The organism is Paenibacillus sp. FSL R5-192 (genome assembly GCF_000517845.1).
Classification (GTDB): domain Bacteria; phylum Bacillota; class Bacilli; order Paenibacillales; family Paenibacillaceae; genus Paenibacillus; species Paenibacillus amylolyticus.
On record NZ_ASPR01000065.1, the window covers coordinates 16,186 to 40,245 of the forward strand.

Annotated in this window: 37 protein-coding genes; 29 read left to right on the plus strand and 8 right to left on the minus strand. The window is 39.6% G+C overall.

All coding sequences use genetic code 11. From position 1 onward, the window contains the following. Nucleotides 1–15: 15 nt before the first annotated feature. Entirely contained in the window at nucleotides 16–294 is a 279-nt protein-coding gene (locus tag C161_RS27255; protein ID WP_036674114.1) for a hypothetical protein, read from the minus strand. A gap of 972 nt (nucleotides 295–1,266) precedes the next feature. On the opposite strand from C161_RS27255, the gene C161_RS27265 reads away from it, so the two are divergent. Further along, nucleotides 1,267–1,506 (plus strand): hypothetical protein, encoded by a 240-nt coding sequence (locus tag C161_RS27265; protein WP_036674118.1) that lies wholly within the window; start codon nucleotides 1,267–1,269, stop codon nucleotides 1,504–1,506. A 61-nt stretch (nucleotides 1,507–1,567) separates the two neighbouring features. Here C161_RS27265 and C161_RS33225 read toward each other — a convergent pair whose 3' ends face one another. Continuing rightward, entirely contained in the window at nucleotides 1,568–1,771 is a 204-nt protein-coding gene (locus C161_RS33225) for a hypothetical protein (protein ID WP_036674121.1), read from the minus strand. Nucleotides 1,772–1,779: 8 nt separating this feature from the next. Continuing rightward, nucleotides 1,780–2,094: a hypothetical protein gene (locus C161_RS27275; protein WP_051449981.1), complete on the minus strand. Its 315-nt coding sequence runs from the start codon at nucleotides 2,092–2,094 to the stop codon at nucleotides 1,780–1,782. Nucleotides 2,095–2,507: 413 nt separating this feature from the next. Here C161_RS27275 and C161_RS27280 point away from each other — a divergent pair, with 413 nt between their 5' ends. The 6 genes from C161_RS27280 to C161_RS27300 all read left to right on the plus strand — a co-directional run bounded on the left by C161_RS27280 (nucleotide 2,508) and on the right by C161_RS27300 (nucleotide 4,864). Further along, entirely contained in the window at nucleotides 2,508–2,795 is a 288-nt protein-coding gene (locus C161_RS27280) for a hypothetical protein (protein ID WP_036674126.1), read from the plus strand. Nucleotides 2,796–2,807: 12 nt separating this feature from the next. Continuing rightward, nucleotides 2,808–3,140 carry a YolD-like family protein gene (locus C161_RS27285; protein ID WP_036674129.1) on the plus strand — a complete coding sequence of 111 codons (333 nt, stop codon included), beginning with the start codon at nucleotides 2,808–2,810 and terminating at the stop codon, nucleotides 3,138–3,140. Nucleotides 3,141–3,222: 82 nt separating this feature from the next. Beyond that, the gene (locus C161_RS27290) at nucleotides 3,223–3,885 is read left to right on the plus strand and encodes a hypothetical protein (protein ID WP_017688019.1); all 663 of its coding nucleotides are present in this window, start codon (nucleotides 3,223–3,225) and stop codon (nucleotides 3,883–3,885) included. Then, nucleotides 3,878–4,366 (plus strand): accessory gene regulator B family protein, encoded by a 489-nt coding sequence (locus C161_RS27295; RefSeq protein ID WP_036674131.1) that lies wholly within the window; start codon nucleotides 3,878–3,880, stop codon nucleotides 4,364–4,366. The genes C161_RS27290 and C161_RS27295 overlap by 8 nt, the downstream gene beginning before the upstream one ends. After that, entirely contained in the window at nucleotides 4,359–4,490 is a 132-nt protein-coding gene (locus tag C161_RS33380; RefSeq protein WP_017688021.1) for a hypothetical protein, read from the plus strand. The genes C161_RS27295 and C161_RS33380 overlap by 8 nt, the downstream gene beginning before the upstream one ends. Nucleotides 4,491–4,498: 8 nt before the next feature. Continuing rightward, complete coding sequence (locus C161_RS27300; protein ID WP_017688022.1) at nucleotides 4,499–4,864, plus strand: hypothetical protein; 366 nt, start codon at nucleotides 4,499–4,501, stop codon at nucleotides 4,862–4,864. Between the two features lie 254 nt (nucleotides 4,865–5,118). Here C161_RS27300 and C161_RS27305 read toward each other — a convergent pair whose 3' ends face one another. Next, nucleotides 5,119–5,337 carry a helix-turn-helix transcriptional regulator gene (locus C161_RS27305; RefSeq protein WP_017688023.1) on the minus strand — a complete coding sequence of 73 codons (219 nt, stop codon included), beginning with the start codon at nucleotides 5,335–5,337 and terminating at the stop codon, nucleotides 5,119–5,121. A 121-nt stretch (nucleotides 5,338–5,458) separates the two neighbouring features. On the opposite strand from C161_RS27305, the gene C161_RS27310 reads away from it, so the two are divergent. After that, nucleotides 5,459–5,656 carry a hypothetical protein gene (locus C161_RS27310; protein ID WP_017688024.1) on the plus strand — a complete coding sequence of 66 codons (198 nt, stop codon included), beginning with the start codon at nucleotides 5,459–5,461 and terminating at the stop codon, nucleotides 5,654–5,656. Between the two features lie 342 nt (nucleotides 5,657–5,998). Here C161_RS27310 and C161_RS27315 read toward each other — a convergent pair whose 3' ends face one another. The 3 genes from C161_RS27315 to C161_RS27325 form a co-directional block, all read right to left on the minus strand. Further along, nucleotides 5,999–7,132, minus strand: coding sequence for a site-specific integrase (locus C161_RS27315; protein WP_036674133.1), 1,134 nt, complete (start codon nucleotides 7,130–7,132; stop codon nucleotides 5,999–6,001). A 76-nt stretch (nucleotides 7,133–7,208) separates the two neighbouring features. Beyond that, nucleotides 7,209–7,616: an ImmA/IrrE family metallo-endopeptidase gene (locus tag C161_RS27320; RefSeq protein WP_036674135.1), complete on the minus strand. Its 408-nt coding sequence runs from the start codon at nucleotides 7,614–7,616 to the stop codon at nucleotides 7,209–7,211. Nucleotides 7,617–7,619: 3 nt separating this feature from the next. Then, the gene (locus C161_RS27325) at nucleotides 7,620–8,018 is read right to left on the minus strand and encodes a helix-turn-helix domain-containing protein (protein WP_036674137.1); all 399 of its coding nucleotides are present in this window, start codon (nucleotides 8,016–8,018) and stop codon (nucleotides 7,620–7,622) included. A 108-nt stretch (nucleotides 8,019–8,126) separates the two neighbouring features. Between C161_RS27325 and C161_RS27330 the strand changes: the two genes are divergently transcribed. The 18 genes from C161_RS27330 (at nucleotide 8,127) to C161_RS27405 (ending at nucleotide 19,603) form a co-directional block, all read left to right on the plus strand. Beyond that, complete coding sequence (locus C161_RS27330) at nucleotides 8,127–8,363, plus strand: helix-turn-helix domain-containing protein (RefSeq protein WP_036674139.1); 237 nt, start codon at nucleotides 8,127–8,129, stop codon at nucleotides 8,361–8,363. A 111-nt stretch (nucleotides 8,364–8,474) separates the two neighbouring features. Beyond that, nucleotides 8,475–8,744, plus strand: coding sequence for a group-specific protein (locus C161_RS27335; protein ID WP_036674141.1), 270 nt, complete (start codon nucleotides 8,475–8,477; stop codon nucleotides 8,742–8,744). A gap of 36 nt (nucleotides 8,745–8,780) precedes the next feature. Continuing rightward, a complete protein-coding gene (locus C161_RS27340; protein WP_036674143.1) occupies nucleotides 8,781–9,923 on the plus strand; it encodes a ParB N-terminal domain-containing protein in 1,143 nt (380 codons plus the stop codon). Then, on the plus strand, nucleotides 9,901–10,332 hold the full coding sequence (locus tag C161_RS27345) for an ORF6C domain-containing protein (RefSeq protein WP_036674145.1): 432 nt from the start codon (nucleotides 9,901–9,903) through the stop codon (nucleotides 10,330–10,332). Before C161_RS27340 ends, C161_RS27345 begins: the two co-directional genes overlap by 23 nt. 208 nt (nucleotides 10,333–10,540) lie before the next feature. Further along, a complete protein-coding gene (locus tag C161_RS27350; protein ID WP_235193955.1) occupies nucleotides 10,541–10,825 on the plus strand; it encodes a hypothetical protein in 285 nt (94 codons plus the stop codon). Between the two features lie 84 nt (nucleotides 10,826–10,909). Beyond that, nucleotides 10,910–12,070, plus strand: a complete 1,161-nt coding sequence (locus C161_RS27355) for a hypothetical protein (RefSeq protein WP_036674147.1) — start codon at nucleotides 10,910–10,912, stop codon at nucleotides 12,068–12,070. Nucleotides 12,071–12,110: 40 nt separating this feature from the next. After that, entirely contained in the window at nucleotides 12,111–13,136 is a 1,026-nt protein-coding gene (locus tag C161_RS27360; RefSeq protein WP_036674149.1) for a replication protein, read from the plus strand. Nucleotides 13,137–13,140: 4 nt separating this feature from the next. Beyond that, entirely contained in the window at nucleotides 13,141–14,097 is a 957-nt protein-coding gene (dnaI, locus tag C161_RS27365; protein WP_036674151.1) for a primosomal protein DnaI, read from the plus strand. A gap of 128 nt (nucleotides 14,098–14,225) precedes the next feature. Next, the gene (dnaN, locus tag C161_RS27370; RefSeq protein ID WP_036674152.1) at nucleotides 14,226–15,356 is read left to right on the plus strand and encodes a DNA polymerase III subunit beta; all 1,131 of its coding nucleotides are present in this window, start codon (nucleotides 14,226–14,228) and stop codon (nucleotides 15,354–15,356) included. Continuing rightward, on the plus strand, nucleotides 15,356–15,868 hold the full coding sequence (locus C161_RS27375) for a DUF1064 domain-containing protein (protein ID WP_036674155.1): 513 nt from the start codon (nucleotides 15,356–15,358) through the stop codon (nucleotides 15,866–15,868). Before dnaN ends, C161_RS27375 begins: the two co-directional genes overlap by 1 nt. Further along, a complete protein-coding gene (locus C161_RS27380) occupies nucleotides 15,828–16,121 on the plus strand; it encodes a hypothetical protein (RefSeq protein WP_036674156.1) in 294 nt (97 codons plus the stop codon). The genes C161_RS27375 and C161_RS27380 overlap by 41 nt, the downstream gene beginning before the upstream one ends. Nucleotides 16,122–16,220: 99 nt before the next feature. Further along, nucleotides 16,221–16,400, plus strand: coding sequence for a hypothetical protein (locus C161_RS32185; RefSeq protein WP_036674182.1), 180 nt, complete (start codon nucleotides 16,221–16,223; stop codon nucleotides 16,398–16,400). 244 nt (nucleotides 16,401–16,644) lie between these two features. Beyond that, complete coding sequence (locus C161_RS27390) at nucleotides 16,645–17,322, plus strand: HNH endonuclease (RefSeq protein ID WP_235193956.1); 678 nt, start codon at nucleotides 16,645–16,647, stop codon at nucleotides 17,320–17,322. A gap of 88 nt (nucleotides 17,323–17,410) precedes the next feature. Further along, nucleotides 17,411–17,596, plus strand: a complete 186-nt coding sequence (locus C161_RS33230) for a phosphoadenosine phosphosulfate reductase domain-containing protein (protein ID WP_235193957.1) — start codon at nucleotides 17,411–17,413, stop codon at nucleotides 17,594–17,596. A gap of 39 nt (nucleotides 17,597–17,635) precedes the next feature. Then, complete coding sequence (locus C161_RS27395; RefSeq protein WP_235193958.1) at nucleotides 17,636–18,316, plus strand: phosphoadenosine phosphosulfate reductase domain-containing protein; 681 nt, start codon at nucleotides 17,636–17,638, stop codon at nucleotides 18,314–18,316. Nucleotides 18,317–18,383: 67 nt separating this feature from the next. Beyond that, on the plus strand, nucleotides 18,384–18,986 hold the full coding sequence (locus C161_RS33235) for a hypothetical protein (protein WP_235193959.1): 603 nt from the start codon (nucleotides 18,384–18,386) through the stop codon (nucleotides 18,984–18,986). A gap of 21 nt (nucleotides 18,987–19,007) precedes the next feature. After that, on the plus strand, nucleotides 19,008–19,175 hold the full coding sequence (locus tag C161_RS32525) for a hypothetical protein (protein ID WP_156946177.1): 168 nt from the start codon (nucleotides 19,008–19,010) through the stop codon (nucleotides 19,173–19,175). Further along, nucleotides 19,172–19,603, plus strand: a complete 432-nt coding sequence (locus tag C161_RS27405) for an ASCH domain-containing protein (RefSeq protein ID WP_036674160.1) — start codon at nucleotides 19,172–19,174, stop codon at nucleotides 19,601–19,603. The genes C161_RS32525 and C161_RS27405 overlap by 4 nt, the downstream gene beginning before the upstream one ends. A 390-nt stretch (nucleotides 19,604–19,993) precedes the next feature. On the opposite strand, the gene C161_RS27415 is transcribed toward C161_RS27405, so the two are convergent. Further along, a complete protein-coding gene (locus C161_RS27415; RefSeq protein ID WP_036674165.1) occupies nucleotides 19,994–21,226 on the minus strand; it encodes a hypothetical protein in 1,233 nt (410 codons plus the stop codon). A gap of 154 nt (nucleotides 21,227–21,380) precedes the next feature. On the opposite strand from C161_RS27415, the gene C161_RS27420 reads away from it, so the two are divergent. From C161_RS27420 to C161_RS27430, 3 genes are all read left to right on the plus strand, one after another. Next, nucleotides 21,381–22,010, plus strand: a complete 630-nt coding sequence (locus C161_RS27420; protein ID WP_036674168.1) for a hypothetical protein — start codon at nucleotides 21,381–21,383, stop codon at nucleotides 22,008–22,010. A 102-nt stretch (nucleotides 22,011–22,112) separates the two neighbouring features. After that, nucleotides 22,113–22,940 (plus strand): hypothetical protein, encoded by an 828-nt coding sequence (locus C161_RS27425; RefSeq protein WP_036674170.1) that lies wholly within the window; start codon nucleotides 22,113–22,115, stop codon nucleotides 22,938–22,940. A 288-nt stretch (nucleotides 22,941–23,228) separates the two neighbouring features. Further along, nucleotides 23,229–23,789: a tyrosine-type recombinase/integrase gene (locus C161_RS27430; protein ID WP_036674172.1), complete on the plus strand. Its 561-nt coding sequence runs from the start codon at nucleotides 23,229–23,231 to the stop codon at nucleotides 23,787–23,789. The last annotated feature ends 271 nt before the right edge of the window (nucleotides 23,790–24,060 follow it).

Sequence of the window (24,060 nt, forward strand, 5' to 3'; positions counted from 1 at the left end):
TGTGGAACTGTGATTTTAATGCTGTAATGATTTTTCAATGATCTTTTCTAAAGTTAAATCTTTGTTATTAATCCACCATGATGCAGAAGTCTTATTTTGGAGTGGCAACAAAGTCTCTAAATTTTTATCTTTGTCGTGGGCTTGATTTAAAAATTTGATCCTGATGTCTCGTGCCCATTTAATCTGAGCTACAGAACCCTTGAGGTCTGGTATGTTATAGTGGCTTTCGATTTCACTTGCTAAGTTATTTAAATAATCTTCCATCTGTTTAGAGCGTACAATCTTAACCAACATAATCACCTCGTTTTTAGTTTATAAGGATTATTTGTATTGTTTAAAAGAGTTTCTTCATACTGATTAGCCTATTTTTTTATAGAATATCTTTTTCATTCTTCTTTCTCCTGATATAGTAATAATTAACAACATAAACAGATTAGAATTTGATCTGTGAATCCTTTTGATCTGATTAGCTTTAGAAGCATTTATTAGTATGTAATTTTTAGCCTATTTGGATAGACCGATGAATGTAATATGTATCAATTAGGGAGGTGGGTTATTCCAAACGCAATATGAGTTTAGAACAGAAAATTGGAGCCTTATACATACTGCCTTAGTAAAACAATTTTTGAATTAGATCATATCCATATTGTTCAAAAAAAAGGCTTAGACAATATAGTCCACCAAGTAAAAGAAAAATGCCCATAAAGAAACAAAAAATTATAGAATTAAAAGCGCTTGAATTTCCATAATGTTGACCGCAATGTGGGCATACATAAGCGGTTGTAGATATTTGTCGTCTACACGATTCACATCTCATTAATTTACTAGTTGGTTTAAATTTTTCTTTGATATTAATAATCATTGCTTTAAAACACATAAAAGATAAAAAAAACATCACAAAAAGCATTATAAAACCGAGTGCATTTCCGAAAATATCACTTAAGTTAGCCATTTACTCCTCCAAAAACTATGTAATAAATCTAGATCTATTTGACTCAATTAGTCTATCAGAACTAGGTATATTTTTCTATTAAATTGTATGGGTGTGAAAAATTGAATACATATAGAGTATTGCAAACAGACACAGAATTCCTAGTGGCAGCATTATCCCAGACACGTGTATCAGTCTGGTTTGTCTTACCTGACCGAGAACGTATTATGGACTATGGTGGAGTATTGGAAGCGTACAGTGATGTGTCCGTAAAAATCGCTGGAAATCGATACTTTAGAGACAAGTTTGAATTTAGAGCGGAGAGAGGTAGGTAAATGGTTAATCTTAAGAGCATTATTGATGAGGAATTGAGGAAGAGGTTTAGTGAAGCAAAAGTAGCTGGTAACGAATACCTGGATGTTATTTCAGGAGATATACATAAACAACTTGGTTTTAAACACCGTATGCCTTCATGTTGTCATGCTATGAGAGAAATGATGAAGACAGGTGATATCATCATAGAAGCACCACTAAAAGGTGATGGAGCCACACTTAAGATCCGTTATTTCCTGTAATTAGTACCTGCAAGCCTAAACAACCAAAAGAGCAGGAGGGATAACCTCGCTGCTCTATTTTTTATTTGGTCGTATATTCACTTACTTCAAACGTTAAAATTTTATCAAAGATTACGTAATCTTTACGCTTGCTGAATGGACCTTTGTTGTTGCTGTATTTTTTAATTGCAAATTTTGATGGGCCGATGCGAGTATCTCGAACATTCAAGAATGCATTTACATCATCCATTGGAAGATCATATTCTTTTTCCAAACCAGAATTCATTGTTACAACTAATTAATGGTTCCTTCATAATAGGCAATCCAAGAATTAAATGAAGCGCTTCTGGCCTCAACTAGCGTTAACCAACCAGATAAGAATCCTTCAGAATAATAAATTCTATTTGGTATGTCGTTACCATCAGGGTAATCCTGTTTAGAGTAGAATATTCCTCTATAAATATCCTTCGAAGCATAAGGGGCTACTTTCACATTTTCCGTTGTGGTATTGTTTGAAGTTTTGGTCATATCACTAGCTGCAAAAGATGTAGAGCCAAGAGTAAAGCATGTAACGACGGTTAAAAGACCAATCATAAGCTTTTTCTTCATTTGTATCACCCTTCTAATTTAGAATATATTTCTATTTAATAGTATATATTTACATTATATATATGTCAAATTTTTCTATAAAAAATGAAAAATGTATTCTTATGGCGGAGGAACCAGTTTCACTAGTGGGATGTCGGGGGCAATATACGAGTACTGTGGCTAATGACACATGGCCAAAATAAACAGCTTTAAAATAGCTACTACTTCTGCAGCTTAATCTATGCAAGCGCTTGGGAGTAACACTAGGGGAACTAAACATATATGGAAGAAGAATAAATTACATAAAATGGTGTAAGATATTATTACTCTCTCCCATGAGTGCTACTATAAATGTACCTAGTCCAAATGACTGGGTATTTTTGTTGTTGATAAAAGAACGTATGTTCGCATATAATATTGAAGAGGTGATTTACATGTTAACGGATTATCAAAGGAAGGTCCTTCGGATCTTATATAACTACAAAGGTGTACGGCGTGTATTCCCTACCCTGCATGAGCTAACGGTTAAAACAGGTAAGGAAAAGCCTGATGTTATGGCAGCTCTGGATGTGCTCGTATCCGAGAGGTACATACAGTGGGATGATAAGTTGAACACGGCTAATATCGTCATCCTGGAAGGCTGGGAACGTGAAGGTGAAAAGCCACAAATACCTAAAGCGCCAGAACGGTCAAACGGTTTACGTTATTGGACTGATTACTAAGGAGGGGTTACCATGAGCATCAAGTTGGAAGGAAACGGATTGTTTGAGTCCTCCAGAATGATATTGCCTGAACACAGAGAAGCATGGTTGGTTCAGTGTGAACAACAGAAGAGACGCGGCAGGCCAGATCTGGACGATCAAGAGATACAACAGATCAGTGAAGTTTTAGTGGAGTCCTATAGTAGTAGCCGCACAGTTGATCTGGTGTTATTCAGCCCATTCGATGATGAGGATGTTTCCGGGATAGTTGTTGGACTAAATACGTCTCATCATAGAGTTAAGTTGATGTTAGAAGAAGAATATAGATGGATTCAGCTTGCGAAAATTATATCTGCATCTGTATAGCATTTGTATGAATTTGGCTATGGAATTGCCACGTTGTCCTTTATAATAACTTTAAAAGTTATTTTAATTAGGATGGTGCCAAGTGGGGGTAATTGCTTATATCTTGATAGGTGCATTTGATGTATTTGCTGTCCTGGCACTGATGTTGAGGCTTTATCGTTTGCCAGTAAGGGATAGATTTTGGGAAAAAATCATCTTTTCTGTTCTGGCCGCAGTAGCATCATATTTCATAAGGATTGTAATTGGAATACCTATGATAGATACTGCTGTGTTAATGCTCCTAGTTATACTATTTATGCGTTATGTACTGGAGATCAAACTATTTTACGCGGCTCTCATGTCTAGCGCAGGTATGAGCGCGTATGTTGCTATTCAATTAGCGTTAGCTATGGGTTACATGGCTATCGGTGGCAATGCGCAGGCCGTTATAGTTGAGACGCATGGATACAAAGTTCAATTGCTTCAAATTACAGCGATATGTATTGCGTACATTGTCTCGTCGATAATGACGCTGTTCCGTTGGGGATTCTCATTTGTACCTCTACCACCGCACGATTTCAATATTGAATTGGACTACTCTAAGAACAAGGGTCTTTTGATTACAACTATCGGTGTTCTAATCTTCATTTCATTCGCTATGGTGTTATTGCTGAATTACATGATTGTGTTGTTGGTTCCAGCAGCCTTGCTGAGCTTCGGTATATCATATTACTTTTCAAACCGGAGGGATCTCCAAATTGATTGAATTGGTATCACGTAAGTTTGCAATGTCAGTTAAACGTGCATATCCGCCGGCCAATGAGGAAGTAATAGCTTATGAGGTGGGACGGCAACTAAATCTTTATTCTATTGTTATATTGACAATAGTTTTTTCATTGTTAATAGGTCAATTAATTGGGTCGATTGTTGCCATGTGCACCTTTGCATTTGCCAGAAAAATTACTGGTGGATTACACCTTAAGTTGACTCTGTGTACAATAGTTACTGTGTCATTATTCATAATAGCACCTGTAATTCCCATGAGCACATTTAGTGTGGTAATATTAAGCGTGCTAGTTTCCTTTTTTTACATGGGACTTAGAAGAGAACAGTCACGTTGGTTGATAGTGATCATCAGCCTGGCTAACGTGAACATTCTTTCTTCAGAAATTACACTTGTGCTTATGGCGCAATTATTGTTGGTATGGGCGGCCAAGATAAAAGGAGGTGAAAACGTACATGAATGAAAAAATTGCCAAAATGTTATCTCTTAAAATCGAGCAAGATGCAGCCGATAAAGTAGATAGCAAGAAAGTGTTCATCGGATCACAACCAGTTCCGGAGGCGCTTAAAAAGAAGAAGCAAAAGTAGAGTGAATTATGGATGAATTAAAGCATCATGTGGCTGGATCAAGAACGGTTGATGGCAAAGAAATTGGAGAGTATGATTTCTATAGTTTAGCGGAACTTTGTTACATAGATATGTTCTCTCCTAAAAAGAACTACCTTGTCCCTCACTATCATACGAAGCAATTATCCTTCAGTGATATTCGCACGTTTGAAGCATCTAAAAAGCTTTATCCGAATCTGGTGCAATTAGATAGTGGTTTACTAGTTAACATGGATCAAGTAGAGAAGATAGAGGAAACGAGGTTCGGCCTAATGGCTCACTTTTACGGTGGACTTCAACGAGAAATAGCGAAGAACAAGATCCACTTGGATTTTGTTAAAGACAAGCTGAAATGAACCCGAGTTCTTCGAGAATCGGGTTTTTTTGTACCATGAATTAACAAAAGTGTCAATAAATTTCGATACTAGGTACGAAATACTGAAAGCATCAGGGGCTAGACGACACTCTTCGACATATTCCACTATTTTCATGTGCTATGCTTTATTTGGAAGTAGAGGGGAGGGGTTGAAAGAAGTTGTTAGATGATTTTTACTATAAAAAGTATCTACCCGTCGATACTTTTTCCCGGGGGGACGCCTGCTTATAGGCGTTAGGGTTCGATATGCCAGATATACAAATCCTCAGCGTGGCAGTCGAGGATTTTCGATATAAGAACAGCGGCTTCGTAAGGCATTGGCTCACGATTATTGGCCCAGTTAGAGATACGTTGTGGCGTATACCTGGTTCTCCGAGATAACTGTGCTTGAGTCGTACGAGCCTCCTTAATCCTAACTTTAAGCAGACATCTGCCCCGGGAGATTTTACTCACTTCTTATTCTCCTTATACGGGGTAAGACTATTTAGTTTCGAGAGACATTATAACATGGTGGTAATATCAGGTAAACCCTATACTATGACAGCACATCACATACATCGTGGGAGAGATAATTATGCAAAGTCCGGAGAGAGATTTTTTCCAAATAAAAGATACTGACAAATTCAAATTTATTCTTGAAGGAGGAACCGTAGAAGAGTTGAAAGTAGGGAACATGTTGGAGAAAGAGTGGGAGTATGATGGGAAGAAAATATCCAATAAAAACTTAGTGAAAATTCTCAATTTTATTAAGAACATAACCTTAGCGGATTGAGGCCAATAAAATGCTTTGGATCAAAGTTTCCTAAGCTATTTATTGACCGCATTTTGACCGCGCATTCTGAAGAAATAGGAATAATTAAAAGAATATATAGTTTATGATTTTTATGAAAACCGTAGTGAATACTATATAAAAGTATTTAAAAATAAGTAGAAAATGATACTGGCTTTGTATAGAACACAAGTCCACCAATGGGAACGCGATCAATATATTACTTTGTACTAATAGCTCAATCCCTTGGCGCTCTAGCGCTGAGGGGTTTTTCTTTTTGTGGGCAAGTACCTATATATTTAAAGAAAAATCAAAGTGCCCACAAAATGCCCACAAAATATTTTTCTATTCGAAAATTTCTTCAGTGAATTTCTCAAATCTATCTATATTGCTTTTCTGGATCTTGCCTGAGATGTGGGCATATACATCTGATGTGATCTGAATGCTTCCGTGACCTAATTGTTCTTGAACGAATTTCATATCTGCCCCGGACTCAAGTAAAAGAACCGCGCAGGTATGTCGGAGAGAGTGAATGGGGAGGGATGGGAGATCACAACGTTGTAAGATACGGGAGAAGGCATTGAACAATGATGATTTAGGCATGAAGTTTCCATTTTCCCTACATAGAACCAGATCAAGGTCATGGTGGTATCTATCCCCAAGTATCCCTTTGTTATGCTCCTGCCACTCTCTGTGAAATTTAATGTCATTTACTAGATTTGTAGTAATTTTTATTTTTCTTTCTGATTTATCTGTCTTAGTGTCACCGAATAATTCTTCTTTGTTTTTTGCTGTAAAATCTAGAGTTTCATCAATTGTAATGAAATGATTATCCAAATCAATATCGATCCATTTTAGAGCAGCTGCTTCGCCTTTTCGCATACCAGTTTCAATTAACACTCGAAAAAATATCCAGTATACATAACCATACTGACGAGAGTTTTGCATAAACAATGGTATATCATCTGAATCAATAAAGTGGACTTCCTTCTTTTTGCGCTTAATTTTTATTTCGACACCTAGACATGGATTTTTTTCTAATTTTCCGATTATAACAGCTTTTTGTAAGGCATTATGCATTGTGGAATGAATCAATTCAACCGTACGTCGGCTATATCCTTTCTCACTAATATAGTTTATAAAATTTTGGTACATAATTGGCTTCACATCTCGTATAAGCATGTTTTTAAAAAAAGGGATAATATGATTTTTAATGTTGTTCTGATGAAGTAATAATGTATTCTTACGAACACTTCCCTTCTTATATTCATTGATCCAAAAATCTAGATAATCTTGAAGCGATAAATCAGATTGTTCATAGCCAGCAGCAAGCTTTCTTTCAAATTCTCTAACTGCCAACTGCGCTTCTTTTTTTGAATCGAATCCTCTTTGTGCCTTCTCACGAAATTTCTGTGTGAAAGGGTCCTTGTACCTTAGTCGATACTCCCATCCAGTCCCATGTTTTTTATAACTAGCCAAATAAAAACCTCCCATAAAGAACGTATGTTCTGTTTTTGTATATGTTAAACCGTCTTGCAACGGTGGAAGCGCAAGATTACATAAAGCTATGTAGTTCAGGTGGAATAGAGCAGCGTCTTAGTAACTGTTCCTTCGTTTCCTCAAGTTCTGGTTCAATTGTTGCTGTCAGTAACTTAATTGCAAACTGATTTGCCTGTCTTTCGTATTTTCCTGCATTAAAGAATGAGTGTTCATCTAAGAAGAATCTGCTTATGCCGGGGTGGAGACGATCATGGGCGAGTTCGTGGGCACAAACAAATCTCATCCAAGGCTCACTTAGATCAGAGTTAATTACGATAAAGCGCCGCCTTAGTTTACGATAGTACATGCCACGTGTATTCTTCCCAAGATCACTGTACCAAACCTTAATGTTAAGTCTTTCTGCGATTATAAAGGGATCGTTTGTCTTGAAGCGTTTAATGAGTCCTTGAACGATATCGTCCATAGGCTATTCCTCTTTCTTTTTACGACCGTAGGTTTTCTTGTTATCTTTTTTAGCGTCCCAAAACATTGCTTCCATAACTCGCTTGATTTTTTCTTTATCCTCACCTGAGATAGGTACCCCGTCAAACATTACATCTCCATCTTCCTCTAACATTGTTTTGAAATCTCTTTTATCTTTGGGAGTTGCCCATTCGGGAAGGGCTGTTGAATCTCTACCTAGCAGAAAATCTACTGAAACTTGATGCAGTTCGGCCAATTTATCAATAAACTCAATGTCAGGTTTTGCGATACTATTCTCCCATGAATTGTATCTAGGACGTTTGATACCGAGTCTTTCTGCCATTTGATCTTGAGTTAATCCTTTTTTTTCGCGTAATTCAGTTAACCTCTGACCTAGTTTCATTTTGTACAATTTCTCCTTTTTAATAAGAAAGATAATAAAATTATCAAAATAATATTGACGATAATATAATTATCAAATATAATCAGAGGCAAGGAGGTGAACAGTTTAGTGGAAACACAAAAGCGACAATTTTTCTCAGACTGTAGGAAACATAAAGGCACACAAGCAAAAGTGGCTCAAGATAATAAAATCTCAACGGTTTATGTTCGAATGATTGAGAATGGAACATTCACTCCTGGCAGAGATCTCATGTTCAAATTATCAAAATATTTCGGTCATCCAGCAGAAAAACTGTTTCCTGATTATTTTGAAAGGCTTCTTAGTCATGCAAAAAGCGATAATTAAATTATCTACTGTTAATATAAACGATAATATAAATATCGTCAATAATGTTGAATATATTTTTTTGACCTAATTGATAATTAAATTATCAATCTAATGGGAAAGGAGATTTTTATGCTATCGATCAGCGTTGATGAAAAAGAAATAAAAAAACTCCTGAAAGAGAAAGTAGCAGAGATTTTAAAAGAAGCCGATGCGGAGTATATTTTCTGGGATGCCTCCGAATTGAAGCGCAGGACTTGCATGAGTTGGAATTTCATACAGGATCAATTCTTCTTTGATCCAAGGTTTCCTAAAAGGAAAGTCGGAAGTAAATGGTACTTTCCAGTAAGAGAAACACGCGAATTTTTGGAAGAGTGGTTAACAGAACAGCCAGCAATATGAAGATTCTATTTTAAACGTTCTGGAAGGAGAATCAGGGTGTTAATTGACATAAACAAAATCAAAGTCAGTGACCGAATTCGTAAGGACTTCGGCGGTATCGAAGAACTGGCGCAAGACATTGATCAGAATGGTCTCATTAATCCTATCCTTGTAACACCTGATTATCAGTTAATCGCAGGAGAACGCCGCTTGCGTGCTCATCAGGTCCTGGGACGTAAAGAGGTTGTAGTTCGGGTTATGGAAATCAGCGACTTCGAACATCAACTCCGGCTGGAGATTTCAGAAAACGAGCACCGAAAAGAATTCACTTTCTCGGAGCGAGTTGAATGGGCTAAACGTCTGGAAGATGTGGAACGGATCAAAGCTAAAGAACGAATGGCCGCAGGCAAGGAAAATGTTCCTGAGCAGCCTGCCGGACAGGTCCGTGACATTGTAGCTGATCAAGCAGGATTTGGATCAGGCAGAACCTACGACAAAGCCAAGTACATCATGGAAAACGCGACACCAGAAATCATCCAGCAACTTGATGAAGGGATAATTTCTACACACAAAGCCTATGTGGAGACGAAAGAACGGCTTGAAGCTGCTGTGCGAGTGGCCGAGACTCGGGCTAACCAAGCCGAGCAAGAAAAGGAAGAACTTCAACGGCGGTACAAGGATGCGATTCCAGCCGATCAGGTGGACGAGGCAGTAGCGGCGGCGGTTGAGCGCCGAGACGAGGAGACGGAAGTTATCCTGGCGCAGAAAGCTCAGGAAGCTGCTAAGAAGATAAAAGAGCGTGATCAATACTGGAAGGACAAGCTTCAGGACGATGTGGAAGCTGAGCGTCTGAAGGTAGAAGAACTTAAAGCCGGTTATCAGCGGACGAAAGAAGAATTGGAGACTATGAAGCTTCAGCAGCCAGATGACTTCGATGAACAACAGGCGACAACTCAAATGAAGAAACTTCGCTTTGAAGCTGATAGCAATACTATACAAATTAGCATCCATGTGAAGCAGTTTCTCCAGAAGGTTGGAATTACATCGTTCATGCTCGGTGCAGTATCTGGCGCAAGCACAAGTGAGAAGAAACGGTTGTCAGAAGGTCTTGATATGCTTCAATCCTTTATTGATCAGATGCGTCCGGCACTTAATTCAAGAAAGGTGGTAAATCCAAATGACAACATTGATGAATTCTAATCAGCCTGACTTCTTGTCTGTTGTAGAAAGACAGATGCAGTTAACTGAAGCTCAAGGTATGGCGATCCGCGGTTTGGTGGATGGCATCAGACAGATGCAAGAAGATGTAGCAGAAAAGGTTGGAGAGGTCCAAATGATGGTTCAGGAGGTCCGGGACAGCGTAACGCTGACGGATGCAGAGTGCTACCAACTCCAGTCTCTTGTTCGCAAGAAGTCGAATGCATTAACCAAGGACCGGTATAAAGAGTCCGATGAGAAATTCAAGGACCTGGTCGGTCGTTATCGTAGGATGGTCTGGAGTAAATTGAAAGATCGGTTTGAGGTAGCGAAATACAGTCATGTCCGGCGCATCGACTTTGATGATGCGGTAGAGTTCATTAAGGAATTTCGTCCGGAAGACTACATCTGATCTGATAGGAGTTGAAACCGATGGGATACAAATTTATGACTCTGGATGACTTGGCACGTATCTGGTCACACAAGCCATTGCAACATGCAATTATTCAAAAAAACATTGCCAAAAAGAAATGATGATACGTGCTCATGAGTTATTGCAAACCAGAGTACTGCGAAGACAGATTAGAGATTTATGTGATACTGCGATTGATGCATTAGCAATGGAACGCAGCATCAAACCCATCAAACAACAAATTAAGATGCTCCGTAACGATCTTGAGGAATTAGAACGCTCAATCGATAAGAACGCAGAATATGAAGGACTAATCTGGAAAGAACCATCAGGCTATAAGGTTGAAGGGACAGTGATTGGTTTGTGTAAACACTGCGATAAAGAAGTGTTCTCGGGACAAAAATTTCCTGATCCAAAAGAAGAAGGACTCTTTGGTACTACTATTGCAGAAGAATCTACCGCAACAACAGCATCAAATGAGTCCTTAAGTTAATCGTGCTACCAACACGATCATTTAAAAAAATATTCAACGGCAGTATAACATGAAAACTTAAAAATGGAAATAGGGGGATGTCCCGTGAAAGAAAATAAGAATTTTGCTGTACGGGAAACGAATATCACTGTTAGGGGAGATAAAGAAATATCCCATCCCATCTTTCTGCGGATGTTGGAAATGATGAGAGGCAGAGGATTTACCGTTGGTTCTGACCCGAGAATAGATCGTGATTATGCAATCCTTTCAAAAGATCACTTCGCTGGAAGCAAGGGAGACCTCCTTTTCATAGCCGACAAATATAACACAGGTGCTCGTATTGAGTTTTACCAAGAAATCAATGTTGAGAACAGGAACGGTGGAAGGTATGACTTCAACAAATTTAAAAAAATGCCTTATTTGATCCAGAAGCGATTTTTGGTAGAACGAAAACATATTGAGGATTTTCTGTTGCAAGAAGGTTTATCTTGTGACTCTGATCCTGAATTGGAAACATCATATGACAAGGTGTTTCACAAGCTAAACGAACCGAGTAGACATTGGAGATCCGACAATTTACCTAATTACAACGCTCTTGATAAAGATGGAGTGCGGATCAGCAATGGAGAAGTTAAGTACTTCCGTAATCGCAAAGGTGTACTGATGCGCGGAACTGTCTATCACAACATCAATAACATGTGGTGGGTGATTGTAAACAAGGATCACTATACAAATCTAGCTGCATTTGAACTCTTCAACCTTGATACTGTTACTGAAAACTCTATCAAAAAACTTATACGTAGATCAGGGCATAACAATCCAAAATCAAGATTCGTTCCAACAGATGAACAATTGAAAGACTGGAAACGGAAAGCGAAGCAAGCTGGCAGGGAAGGGAGAGTTCAGTTTGCTAACTCTATACTTGAATACCTTTATGAAATCAATTGGTTGTCACGAAAATTCCAGTTTGTCATTAAGGAAACGAACCGACTTGGTCTTGTTGAAACAGAAGGAAATCCATATTTTCTTGGCATGAGGATGGGCGAGCGGAAATGTGATCCACCTAAAACTCTTCCTCTATATCCCAAACCAAGGCATATGTCTGGTACAGAATCAGGCTGGGTAGAGAACATACGCGATTATGTATCGCATGGAAAACCGACAGTCTCCCGGTGGTTTTGCAAAGATCAGAACGGTGAAGGTGGACAAGCTTACCTTTGGCCTGAGGTTAGAGAAAGATTGTTGAAGATCGGCGCACATGTTTAGTAATGGAAAACTCAAACTGTATGACTTTGGGGTGAGGTGAGTGGCAAGTCCCCAGTTAGGTAACGGATATATCGGCATAGCTAATGAGATATGGGATGAGATCATCAGCAGAAAGTTCACCGAACGTCAGCAGAAGATTCTCAAACTTGTTCTAAGGCTATCTTATGGATGCCAAAAGAAAGAAGCTGTCATACCCCTTCTGAAGCATTTTGAACTATGTGGAGTGCGTATACAGGACGCGAAGAAAGAAATTGTCTACCTACAACAATGCAAAGTAATTATGTGGGACGGAAATCAAGTTTATTCGCTTAATAAAAACTATGATGAATGGCGAGTTAATCTTGTGAAAGAGTGGGACAAAGATAAGTTTTCAGAACTCATTTCTATAAATCTAAGCGTTAAAAAAGTTACGAAAAGTGTAACTCAGAAAAGCGATCAACATCCTGAAAGTTACGAAAAGTGTAACTCAGGAGTTACGAAAAGTGTAAATGAAGAGTTACGAAAAGTGGAAGTTGAAGAAGGATCAAACCCTTGCGAGAGTAAGGCGGATGGCGGGTCTAAAGACATGTTTAAAGACAGTATTAAAGTTGGTTGTTGTTTGACTGATCCCGATTCGATATTTGAACCGTACATGGGAAACCCGGATTCTGTTCCTAAAACCGAAGCAGATACTGACTCTGATCGGGAGGTTTCCCAAACGGAATATCGCAATCAAGTGGCAGCTCGTTATCTCCAGAGAAGAGGCAAGGGACTGGAGATAACCTTAAACGATGAAGATGCGGTTAAACAGTTCATAGCTGAGAGGATTCCGCTCCAAACAGTTATCGATGGTATTGACCAAGCGTTTAACAATTTTAAACCCAAGAACAAATGGGATCAGATACGAAACCTGAGTTACTGTGCAACGGTTGTATATTCGTTGCATGCCAAACGTGAAAAATCAAACACAGCTGAAATTAAATTAGTGACTTCCATACCAAATGCGCCGATTGAAACGGCATCAACCGTGACCGCAGATGATTTAAAAGAGTTGCTTGCTAATCTAAGGTCAAAGCAAGGAGTGTGAGTACATGGGCAGCTTTCAGGAGGAACTCAAGGCACTAATTCCCCCGAGGTTTGCAGAAAGACAGCAGGAAGCTATTCAGCAGATTGATAGCCATCCGGAAATCAAACGGCTCCGACAGGCCTATCCTGATCGCTCAGGAGACCTGGTAAGCCCAAGACGGTACAGGGATGTATCAGAGCATTTGGCTCAATGCGATGCATGCGTCACGTGCCAAGGTCTAATAAGCTGTCAGAACGTCCAGAAGGGTCACAGGAGCGTTGAAGAACCTAACCCTAATAAACAGGACGAGTTGGTGTTTAGGCTCAGGAAATGTAATTTATTAAAGGCCTACGAGAGACAGCAGGGGATTGGTCAGAGAATCAAAAGTCATTTTATACCCGCTCACATTTTGGACGCGACCTTTGATGACATCGAACCTGATCCGCAACGCTTACCCGCCATTACGGCGGCGGTTAAATTCTGTAGCACATTTGTTCCAGGGCAAACGACAGAAGGGTTGTACCTTTACGGCCCGATGGGTGTAGGTAAAAGCCTGATCGCTGGAGCGATTGCTCAAGAACTTGCCAAATGTGACATAGATGTTCTCATGGTTTATGTCCCGGATTTTCTACTTGAAGTCAAGGATGCTATTGGTTCCAAAACAGAAACAGTTGAGAGCAAACTTGATTCTCTCCGGACAGCATCTGTACTGATACTTGATGATATTGGAGCTGAGACATTAACCATCTGGACAAGGGATGAAGTAATCGGTCCTATACTCCAGCGACGAATGGAGCGGCTTCCGACAATCTACACATCCAATTTGACTATCAAAGAATTGAGACACCACTTGGCTAATGTAAAGGATGCCAAAGAGATGGACAGAAAGCAGCATGAGAAGAAGGCGGAGCGGATTATTGAACGGATTGAACCTTTTGCAAAAACAATATCGGTAGGCGGAAGAAATAGACGGAGGGGATAATCGAATGTGTAAAACTTGTGGTGGAGCAACAGTGAAATATCAGTTTATTGGTGCATTGATGATGCTCGGACCTTGCCCGGAGTGCAATCCCAACGCAAAGAAAAAACCTCAGGAGGGGAATCGACCTTATGAAAATAGTCGTTGATAGCGAACTGCTGGCAGAAGCCTTGGAAGATGCAAGTAAGGCCATTGCAAGCAAAAATATTATGCCAATACTGGACTGCTTTTTGATCGAAGCTGGAGCGGATGGGGTAAAGGTCACCGGAACGGATACAAGAACAACGATACAGTCTTACATTTTCAGCGAACATGTTCAAGTTGAATCGCCTGGTCAGATTGCACTCCCTAAGCTATCCCTTGAAGTAATCAAGAAACTCAATGGTGATGTGAGCATTGAGAAAAAAGGCAACAACGCGATTATCATTTCTCGGAAGAAAGAAATAGATATGGGTGTCTTCGATACAGAAGAGTTTCCGAGAGTACCTGACATTGATGATAGCGAGTTGTTTGAAACTACTGGCAAAGAACTTAAACGGCTTTTCAGAAAAGCGACCTATGCTGCTGATCCAACTGGCAAGAATGCGGCAATCCTAGCTGGAGCACATGTTTACATTAATAACGGAGTATTTGGCATTGAAGCGACAGATCGGCACAGACTTGCAAAAACGGAGCAGCGCACAGAAGTAGGCAACTTGGGTGGAGCTGTCATTGAGGCCAAGGCATTGGGTGAGTTGCAAAAGATCATCTTGGATAAAGACAATCTTGAATTTGGATTTTCGAAATCCTTCACCGGAGAAGTGGTGCACGTATTCGCGAGAACAGACCGGTTCACCTTTTACTCCCGAGTGTTGGAGGGGGCGTTTCCGGATGTGAGCCGGATGTCGATTGTGCCAGATGGTGTTACCGAGGTGATCGTAGATAAAGGAGAAATATTGAGTTGTCTTGACCTCGTATACACACTTGCCAAGGAAGAAAAACATAACCAGATCGTCATCAGCATCACAGAGAATGAAGTGAGCATTCGCGGCAAAGGAAGAGAATCTGGAAAGGCAAATGAGAGTATAGTTCCAGTTTCGTTTAAAGGCGAAAATTTTGCCGTTGCCCTGAATTCCAAGTACTTCATAGATGCTATCAAAGCATTAGAAGGAGACAAGGTGACACTGGTTTTCCCTGGCAAGTTGAAGCCAATTTATATCTTGGATGAAAGTGACGAGAGATCACTCCACATGGTACTTCCTTATAGGACGGAAGAAGTTTAATGAACAAATATAATGCGACTAAAGTGATTGTCACTGAAGACGGGACTCTTTTCTCGGAATGGATCGTTAAAAAGCACAATCTGGATATAACCGGTATACGATTCGATAGCATAGCTGAGGGAGAGTATTATCAGCTCCTTCTCCAGCAAAAGAGGTTTGGGGAGATTAAAGCCTTCGAATGTCATCCTAAATTTGTTCTTCAAGAGAAACCGAAGGTCACTTACATTGCTGACTTCTTGGTAACAGAATTAGATGACAGTCAACGGGTGGTGGATATTAAAGGAGTAGAGACCTCCACGTTCAGAGTAAAATTGAAACTATTTCAAGCTAAATATCCGACTTTACCAATAGATATACTTGTTAAAAAGCGCGGAGAATTCATTCCTCTTGCACAATACAAGAAAGAAAAATCAATGCGTAAACGAGCGGCAAATGCAATTAGAAAACGAGTAGATGAAGGGAGAAAGCAAAATGAAAATCAAACATACCGTAATCAAAAACGAGGACATTAATAAGTACCTCAACCAACAGGAGAAAGAAGACTTGCTGCGCTTGTTTCATAAAATTCAGTATAGTCGAGTTTCGGAGGGGAAAGTTGGGTTCAACATGTACCTGGTAGTAAATACGGACGAAACTTACGCTGAAGATGTTGTACGCGTCTTACAAGAAAACGGTCATTGGGAACCGACACACGATCCAAATCAAGTTGAGTTTAGGCAAGAGGGAAATACGATGGAGCTTCCAGAAACTGAGGTGGGGGCATGAGTGGACAAAGCCCTGAAACTAAGGGCAAAGGAAACATTTCCTTACCTCTTGTACGAAACATTCTACTTGAACTTAATAGCCAATTGGGAGGTGTGCTCTGTGACTGAAGCTGAGAAAGATGAATTCTCCACAGCTTTATCTGAACGGTATACGCAGGTTAAACAGTTAAGTTCATCTAACAGAGAATTGATAAATACTTGGGATGCAGTAATTAGTGACTTGCCTCTCGATATAAAATCAAGGTTTGAAGATAAACAGAGTCAACTTTCTGCTTTGTAGAGAGGTTTGGATGTGAGTACTTTAGATTTGAACAAATTCGATGAATAACCTACTGAACTGCAACAAGCCGTTGATTTTTATTTTGGATACACAGTAAACGGAGTACAGGCTACTGCTTAGGAAAGACAGGCTCATTACGCTGTTTTAAAGTGTGCTGGGTTGTTGGAACCTATAAAATCCGTAGTGGGTATGCAGTAAATTAGGTTCAAAATATAAGCATAAGGACAGGAAAAACGTTGGAAAGGTGGATGAGGAAATGGCCCATCAGACATTCTGGAAACCGGAGAAAAAAGCGAAAGAAAAGAAAGTGAGCAGCTTCGGGAGGAGTAAGAAAGACAAAAAGCCTGTACCGGAATGGAAGAAGGACATTTTATCTCATCACCAGTCCAGACCAGGCTCGAAGGAGCGCGGCGATTTTCCTAAAGAAGTGATAGCTGAACTTATTGAAGAATCAAAAGGGATTTGTGAATGCTGCAAGATAGCAGAAGCAACGACAACTCACCATGTCTATCCGCGAGGCAGGAAGGGACGCGGAGTTAAGACAAACGGTCTTCGGCTTTGCTGGCCCTGTCATGATCGGATACAAACGAATGAGGAGTTACTTCAGTTTTGGATATCTGCCTTCCGCGATAAGTATGGGGATCGATTCTGGTTCGATGAACAGGATTGGGGCGAGTATAACCGGAAGCAAGAGGCGCAGCAGAAAGTGGATCAGGAAAAACAGAACCGCCAGCAAACTTTAAACCCGGTAAAAGAACTTATCTCTTCTGCGGCAGGACGTTCGTTGAAAGCAAAAGAGGTTCGGCTTATTGAAATGATGGATGATAAACAAATCGCAATTTTCGAGACTTTAATTAACGATATTGTAAGAGTTGAAGAGAAGCATCAAGTCCCGTTTGGATACGGACATTTCGATGATTAATATGCAAATAATTTATATAACAACGAATTTATAACGTTATTTGGAGTTGTGTTTTTCTGGATAACAGAGGAAGGGAGACAAGACACACATGACTGACACGGTAAATATAATTTCGCTTTCGGGCGGTAAAGATAGCACGGCACTTTGGTTGGAGGCATTAGAACAAGGTGTGGAAGTAGTTCCTGTCTTCGCTGATACAGGGAATGAACATCATCAAACATATGAGTATGTGGAATATCTCGAAAAGCAGCTGGGGCCGATCAGACGTATCTAGGCAGACTTCAGCACCCAAATTGAGCGGAAGAGAACATGGGTGGATACGAAGTGGCGTGAAGAGGGGATATCGGAAGAAGTCATTCAGCAGGCATTGTCCGTTCTTCATCCGACAGGTAATCCATTCTTGGACCTATGTGTCTGGAAAGGTCGATTCCCAAGCAGTCAAGCGAGATTCTGCACCGTGGAATTGAAAGTCCGTCCATTCTTCGATCAAATCTATCTGCCACTGCTGGAAGAAGGCAAGAAGATAGTAAGTTGGCAGGGTGTTCGGGCACAAGAAAGTTTTGCACGATCTCAGTTGCCGGAAAGGGAAGATACTCCAGAAGGCTACGAAATATACAGACCACTGATCAAGTGGACGGTAGAGGATGTATTCGCAATGCATGACAAGTACGGCATAGAGCCAAACCCGCTGTATAAATTGGGTATGGGCCGGGTTGGGTGTATGCCATGCATAAATGTAAATAAACAGGAACTGTTCGAAATTGCTCGGAGATTCCCGGACGAGGTTGACCGGATCTCGCAGTGGGAGGAAATAGTGAAACTGGCTTCCAAGCGAAATGGTGCATCATTTCTTGCCAGTAGTGAAGGTGAGCACATCTGGGACAAAGTTGATTGGTCTAAGACGGTACATGGTGGTAAACAGATCGACTTGCTCAAGTCGTTGGCGTTTGATGATGTGCCGGTCTGCTCGAGTCAGTATGGACTTTGTGAATAAGGTAGCACCCCATAACAGAGGAAGGAAATACCCTCCCTTCCCACCACACATAAAGGAGCGGATAAACGTGGAAGCAATGAACGTGTACCAAATTCAGTATTCAGCAGCTCATTTTGATGAAGCATTCACAACATTTCAAATAGCACCAACACCAGGAAAGGCCAAGAGCGCAGAGTTCAGATCCTTCAGTGACTATGATCCAGATGCGAAATACCTTGAATTCCTCAAGATGGTGAAGGTAAGGAAGATTGGTCAATCTACACCAAAGCGAAATGAAGCGCCTTATCCAGGCCAGGACAGAATTGATCTGATAAATGAATTGATCAGAGTAATCGGAAGGTCAGGACGGAAATTTTTGTACAGTAAGCAGCATAACCGATTTGCGGCATTTCATTGGGCAGATGGGCAGCTGTGGTTGGTAGACGATTACACGGATAGGCCACTACTTATGGACGAGTCAGTACCGGGTCAACACTATCATTTCTCACACGGAGGAACACTCTGGGGCCTTATGTGCGACTTTAGGGATTATATCTTGGGTGATGATGATGCGAACCATAACAACGGCTACGGCGGCTTGTACAGTCCGCATTTGGGATATCCGGAAGAGGACATGGATTTAATCCGTGCTTATGCGATTGAGATCGGATATTTAAAACCATGGGGTTAGGCCCACTAAAGGAGAGATAACATGAGCCAAGCTGAAATAGTGTTCCGGGAGCGGATGGATATGGACTATACAGACCAAGAATGCCCTAAATGCAATCATGCCTACCAAACTGGCGGTGAAAGGTTGGTGTCCCTGCCGTACTGCGGCTGGTGTGGAGTACAAATTGAGATGGGGGTGGGGAAACAATGAAGGCTATAACAATTATTCAGCCGTGGGCAACACTGATCGCCATTGGCGCAAAACAGTACGAGACACGTAGCTGGCCTACCAAGCATCGGGGAGAAATTGCCATCCATGCCGGGAAGAAGATTGACACTGAAGCCTGCAAAGAACCGGAAATCCGAAAAGCATTGGAAGAGTACGGATATATGATAGACAACTTACCAGTGGGTGCGGTTGTGGCGACAGCTCAATTAACTAACTGCCTTAAATCGGTGGATACATGGACTGACGGATATGTATTAGAGGGGAACAGATTGGTCTACTCTCCTGAATACGAATTTGGAGACTTTGAACCCGGTCGATATGCGTGGGAAATGTCGGATGTAAAGATGCTAATGAAACCTCTTCCGGCTAAGGGGCAGCAAGGATTGTGGAATTTAGCTAACCAATTTTAGGGTTGAGGCGTGGGCCTCTCCCTACTAAGGAGGATATAAAATGCCAGTCATTCATAAATACGTTGTACAGCCATCAGACCAAGTACAGCACGTAACTGTTTCACACGGCAGTAAAATCGTTTCCTGCGGCTATCAGGAAGGTCAGTTGGCGTCTATGAGGAATAAGCCTATACAGCGTGTTGGTAACACCATGTATAGGCGGGATAACAATGAACAGACAAACCGAGTAACCGTCAGGGGTATATAGGAATATTATCCAAGAAAGCTCTGTTTTAAAGTTACCGAGAAAAGCAACATCTACTTGAAGGTCTCGGAAGAAGTCAAAAATTAATTCCAAAGCAACTAGAATTATAAGCTGGCATCTTGCTGCTTTATCTAACCTTAATATATTTAAACTATCCTGCCATCTTCGTGTTGTCTTGCAAACCAGCGTATAGTCTGATTTGCAACAACTTTTAGACATTGGGCAAACTGCTCCATCTCATGTATTGGACATTCCTGTCCTTTAAATCTGTAGTTGGTTTTAGCGTGAGCTATCATATTTCTTGTGTCAGTTATTGCACTCGCTAGCGTTTCAAGACTTAACTTTTTTAGATATTTAGGCGCTACTGTTTCAATATCTGATATGTCACAGCAAGTTTGAACTGTTAACTTTATTGCTTGATGATCCTTTGAATAATTCCTATGTTCATCGTACAATTTTTCCAGTTCTAAAATGAAAGAAGAATCAGGATTCAGGGCTCTAGGACTATAAAGTTTTTTTGTTATTGAATTGAGCATCTCCTTTCTTAGTACCGTTTGAGAAACATATTCAATAACTTTTGTGTATGTGAGTATTAAAAACTCAGAATTGTGAATGTCGTTTCCTGAATTATAAATTTTTAAAACTTCGGATATTCCCTTTCCTTGAATAAGTGATCTAAGCCTAATTTTGTTTTTTTCTTGCTTTCTATCATCTTCATCAAAATAGAAAAAATCATAAGAAGTTGGTCTGGGTGCAGGAGTTAAATTTAGGTTCAAAGATGTTCCACATTCGAAGATGTAAGCCTGGATAACTTCTTCTGCATCGGATAAGTCAATTGAATCCTCTGAATAAATTTTTATGAACAGATCCTCTTCAAAAACAGGAGGAGTATATTTATCAAACATTCTATCCATGATTAAACGCATACCAAAACTTGAAAAACCTTCTTCTAAAGTAATGCTTATTTTTTTGTTTTTCCATATTTGTTCAAGGGTGTACTCAGTAGTGTCTAATTCTTCAAACCTAGGTCTTTGATATTCAACATGCACAAGAATCAAATTAGGAGCAACAAAAAGTTCATAGTTATGTATCGTTCCTTGTACAGCATTCTGAATGACTTCATCGAGTCCATCTAATGAGAATAATTCGTATTCATCTCCACGTGGAATTTCGACTCCTATTCCTGATTCGTTTGTGATAAGAAGATCTTCACTTATTTGAGAAGAAATAGATTCATTTAAATTATCCAAATCGATTTCAGCGTTATCAATACCATCACCATCATCAAAGAAAAAATTAATATGGTATTTTTTTAAATGCGTTACCACTCTCTTGAATCTTTCCTCAGTAAGTGAGGTGTCAAATGTTAATGAGCACATGGGTCTCTTCCTCCAGTTGATTCTAATGAATAGTATGTTTCTTCTTTTAAATAAGCTGATAACTCGTACAATTACTCATAAATAGCTTGATTCTTGTAAGAGTATTGAAAATCTAATTATATGTCAAATTTTCTTTAGAAAGGGATGTGAGTCTATGAATAATGTTCAGTCAGTAACTTTAATCTCTCAATCTGCTGGAGATTCCACTGATACGCAGAAAATAGTTCAATTAAACTTCTTTTCTGACGTGGATGAAGTAGATATTCGCAAAACAAAGTGGCTGCTTGGAAAATATGTAGACATGGTGGACATCATAAAAAACTATGAATTTTCGCTTCAGCAGATTGAAAACGGGATGTCAGCATACGAGTTATTGTCTGCGGAGGGATCGGTTTCAAAACGTGAATCTGGGCATGAATTAACTGCTGATGTGACAGCCAACGCGGTAATTATAAAGGACAAGCGGCACGCCAACTATAAACTTTACGTAGCAATATCAAACAATGTCCGATTTGCAATAAATAATCTAAGAGATCCACACGAAGGGGTAGCGGCAAGATTGTTGTTTTTGGAAGGGAAGAAGTATTTGAAAGCCCAAGAGTATATGGAAAAAGGATATCGCAAGGATGTTCCAGGTATAGCTGCCACTACATTTGCAGATAAGCGACGCAGGGCTATAGCTAATATAGCTAACAGTCTGAAATTCAATCGAACTTTAGATTTTGTAATAATAGATTATGGACGGGGGCGAAGTAAAGAAGGAGAGATTGGTTTAAAAATGTAGAGGTGTATTAAAGTGTTTTTAAAAGGAAATTTAATTAATTTCCTTTTAAAAACACTGATTTGAAAATATAATAAAAAAAACAAACAGAGAGGGTGCTATAATTTGAATCTTGACTATGATTCTAAAATAAGTCTGTTAAGAATTACATTAGGTTATTTAGAAAAAGAATTAGATCGAAAGAAAAATGAAGTGGAGATGCTAAAACATATGCATCAAAACATTAGTAAGCTCGGGGCTGATTTGGAGAGTGTTTTAATTTCAAATAAATTAGCCACCAAATTAACCATGAATTCTTACTTTATTCATGCTACTCCTAAAGTGACTTATGATGGAATCTCGAAGAAAAGACCGGGTGGTATAGAATTTGGAGATGTTCTGTATATTTATACTGAAGGTGACAAGCAAAATAAGATTAGAGAGAATGCGTTACTGTATCAGGCAAAATTGTTTAGTTCCAGCAAAGTAGATGAACATCAATTAAAGTTGTATACTAAGTGGTCACCTTTTAGTCTTCTTAAAGAAAAAAACCGAAAATATGTGTTGAATACTAATTCAAATCCTCATCCAGGAGCGAGATATCTACTTCTAGATACGAGTACACTTAACACAAATTTCGCTTCAACTATGACACCAGAAGATAATCTTAGAGCAAATCGCAATGATAGCTATTTAGAGCATGATTTAGTTGGTTTGTTAGATTTCAGTAGAGGGAAAGAGCTGGCAGGAGAATGGGGGGAGGCAATAAACAAAGTTAGGGACGAGATAATAACTAATAATCTTTCTAAAAGTGGGTTTGTGAAAAATCAATCTCTGTCTTTAGTATCAGAAGGACAAGATAATAATTTGAATGAAGAGATTATGAAAAATGTTGATGTAAAAGGTTTTTGGTTAATACATATAGTATCTGAAGTGAGTAATACTGTAGATTAAGCATAGACTAATGAAAAAGTGTAGTTTGTTTGTAGTAAATCCATGTTATCTTAAATCCATATAATAACGTAAATCAGAAGGTCGCTCATGTGAGCGGCCTTTTTGTATTGGAGGGAAGAGTATGGATGGTCATTTTTACAGCAGAAATGAACCGGCTATCCCGAGGGTTTCGGACAAGCAACCAGAGAAATGTCGGGGCTGTTGTTTGGGAACCTGGACAGGGGTTGTCCAGATGTGTATTATGCCGCGCTGCTGGAAGTCGAATCATTTTCAAGAGAAGGTGACTAAATGAGAAAGGTACAGCCAATTCGTGATGAACGGATTATAGATGGGATGAAGGAATACTTCTATATTCGAAGCATGCGCAACTATTTATTTTTTTGTATGGGCATATACAGTGGACTACGTGTTTCTGACTTGCTTAGTCTTAGAGTGTGGCAAACGAAAGGTACACATATTAGCATGGTTGAGCAAAAAAACAAGCATGCTAAAACATTTATCATTCATCCGAGTATTCGATCAGATCTTGATGAGTACACTGCGGACATGTTTCCGAATGATTGTTTATTTCCTAGCCGACAAGTTAAAACAGTAAGTCGAATGCGGAAACAGCCTATTGATCGAACCACAGCTTATCGTTTTCTGAGTAAAGCAGCCCGTGAATTCAGATTGAAAGATATAGGTGTTCACTCATTGCGAAAGACCTGGGCATACCGTCTGTATATGGACGATCCAGAGAATTTAGCGTTACTAATGGAGATGTTCGGACACATCGATCCAAGAGAGACTTTAGACTATATTGGGTTAACTCAGGACATGATGGACAGAGCAATTTTGAAATTAAGATGATATGAGTGAAACATAAATCACCGTTTAGTGCACTCATTTAAATAATATGAGGACATTAGATGAAGAAACACGTTTTTTTATGCCCTAAATGAGTGAAACAGAATTACCTTTATGTTTCAGTCAACTTACATTATTTAGTGGATATGAGTACAGAACAACAGCCTGCGATTTAGACGGAGGCTTATTTTGATTCGTAACGTTTGACTATTACTGACCTTAAATAGGAATTCCAACTCAATTACATGAAAGTGGTGATAATTTTGTGAGCAGG

What these genes read in the sequence shown, in the direction of transcription:
- C161_RS27405 (WP_036674160.1), top strand. Translation starts at nt 19,172, where the DNA reads ATGAAGGCTATAACAATTATTCAGCCGTGGGCAACACTGATCGCCATT.
- C161_RS27280 (WP_036674126.1), top strand. Translation starts at nt 2,508, where the DNA reads ATGTTAACGGATTATCAAAGGAAGGTCCTTCGGATCTTATATAACTAC.
- dnaN (WP_036674152.1), top strand. Translation starts at nt 14,226, where the DNA reads ATGAAAATAGTCGTTGATAGCGAACTGCTGGCAGAAGCCTTGGAAGAT.
- C161_RS27350 (WP_235193955.1), top strand. Translation starts at nt 10,541, where the DNA reads ATGGAACGCAGCATCAAACCCATCAAACAACAAATTAAGATGCTCCGT.
- C161_RS27380 (WP_036674156.1), top strand. Translation starts at nt 15,828, where the DNA reads ATGAAAATCAAACATACCGTAATCAAAAACGAGGACATTAATAAGTAC.
- C161_RS27275 (WP_051449981.1), bottom strand. Translation starts at nt 2,094, where the DNA reads ATGAAGAAAAAGCTTATGATTGGTCTTTTAACCGTCGTTACATGCTTT.
- dnaI (WP_036674151.1), top strand. Translation starts at nt 13,141, where the DNA reads ATGGGCAGCTTTCAGGAGGAACTCAAGGCACTAATTCCCCCGAGGTTT.
- C161_RS27255 (WP_036674114.1), bottom strand. Translation starts at nt 294, where the DNA reads ATGTTGGTTAAGATTGTACGCTCTAAACAGATGGAAGATTATTTAAAT.
- C161_RS27420 (WP_036674168.1), top strand. Translation starts at nt 21,381, where the DNA reads ATGAATAATGTTCAGTCAGTAACTTTAATCTCTCAATCTGCTGGAGAT.
- C161_RS27430 (WP_036674172.1), top strand. Translation starts at nt 23,229, where the DNA reads ATGAGAAAGGTACAGCCAATTCGTGATGAACGGATTATAGATGGGATG.
- C161_RS33230 (WP_235193957.1), top strand. Translation starts at nt 17,411, where the DNA reads ATGACTGACACGGTAAATATAATTTCGCTTTCGGGCGGTAAAGATAGC.
- C161_RS27300 (WP_017688022.1), top strand. Translation starts at nt 4,499, where the DNA reads ATGGATGAATTAAAGCATCATGTGGCTGGATCAAGAACGGTTGATGGC.
- C161_RS27415 (WP_036674165.1), bottom strand. Translation starts at nt 21,226, where the DNA reads ATGTGCTCATTAACATTTGACACCTCACTTACTGAGGAAAGATTCAAG.
- C161_RS27375 (WP_036674155.1), top strand. Translation starts at nt 15,356, where the DNA reads ATGAACAAATATAATGCGACTAAAGTGATTGTCACTGAAGACGGGACT.
- C161_RS27310 (WP_017688024.1), top strand. Translation starts at nt 5,459, where the DNA reads ATGCAAAGTCCGGAGAGAGATTTTTTCCAAATAAAAGATACTGACAAA.
- C161_RS33380 (WP_017688021.1), top strand. Translation starts at nt 4,359, where the DNA reads ATGAATGAAAAAATTGCCAAAATGTTATCTCTTAAAATCGAGCAAGAT.
- C161_RS27320 (WP_036674135.1), bottom strand. Translation starts at nt 7,616, where the DNA reads ATGGACGATATCGTTCAAGGACTCATTAAACGCTTCAAGACAAACGAT.
- C161_RS27335 (WP_036674141.1), top strand. Translation starts at nt 8,475, where the DNA reads ATGCTATCGATCAGCGTTGATGAAAAAGAAATAAAAAAACTCCTGAAA.
- C161_RS27285 (WP_036674129.1), top strand. Translation starts at nt 2,808, where the DNA reads ATGAGCATCAAGTTGGAAGGAAACGGATTGTTTGAGTCCTCCAGAATG.
- C161_RS27265 (WP_036674118.1), top strand. Translation starts at nt 1,267, where the DNA reads ATGGTTAATCTTAAGAGCATTATTGATGAGGAATTGAGGAAGAGGTTT.
- C161_RS33225 (WP_036674121.1), bottom strand. Translation starts at nt 1,771, where the DNA reads ATGAATTCTGGTTTGGAAAAAGAATATGATCTTCCAATGGATGATGTA.
- C161_RS27345 (WP_036674145.1), top strand. Translation starts at nt 9,901, where the DNA reads ATGACAACATTGATGAATTCTAATCAGCCTGACTTCTTGTCTGTTGTA.
- C161_RS32525 (WP_156946177.1), top strand. Translation starts at nt 19,008, where the DNA reads ATGAGCCAAGCTGAAATAGTGTTCCGGGAGCGGATGGATATGGACTAT.
- C161_RS27325 (WP_036674137.1), bottom strand. Translation starts at nt 8,018, where the DNA reads ATGAAACTAGGTCAGAGGTTAACTGAATTACGCGAAAAAAAAGGATTA.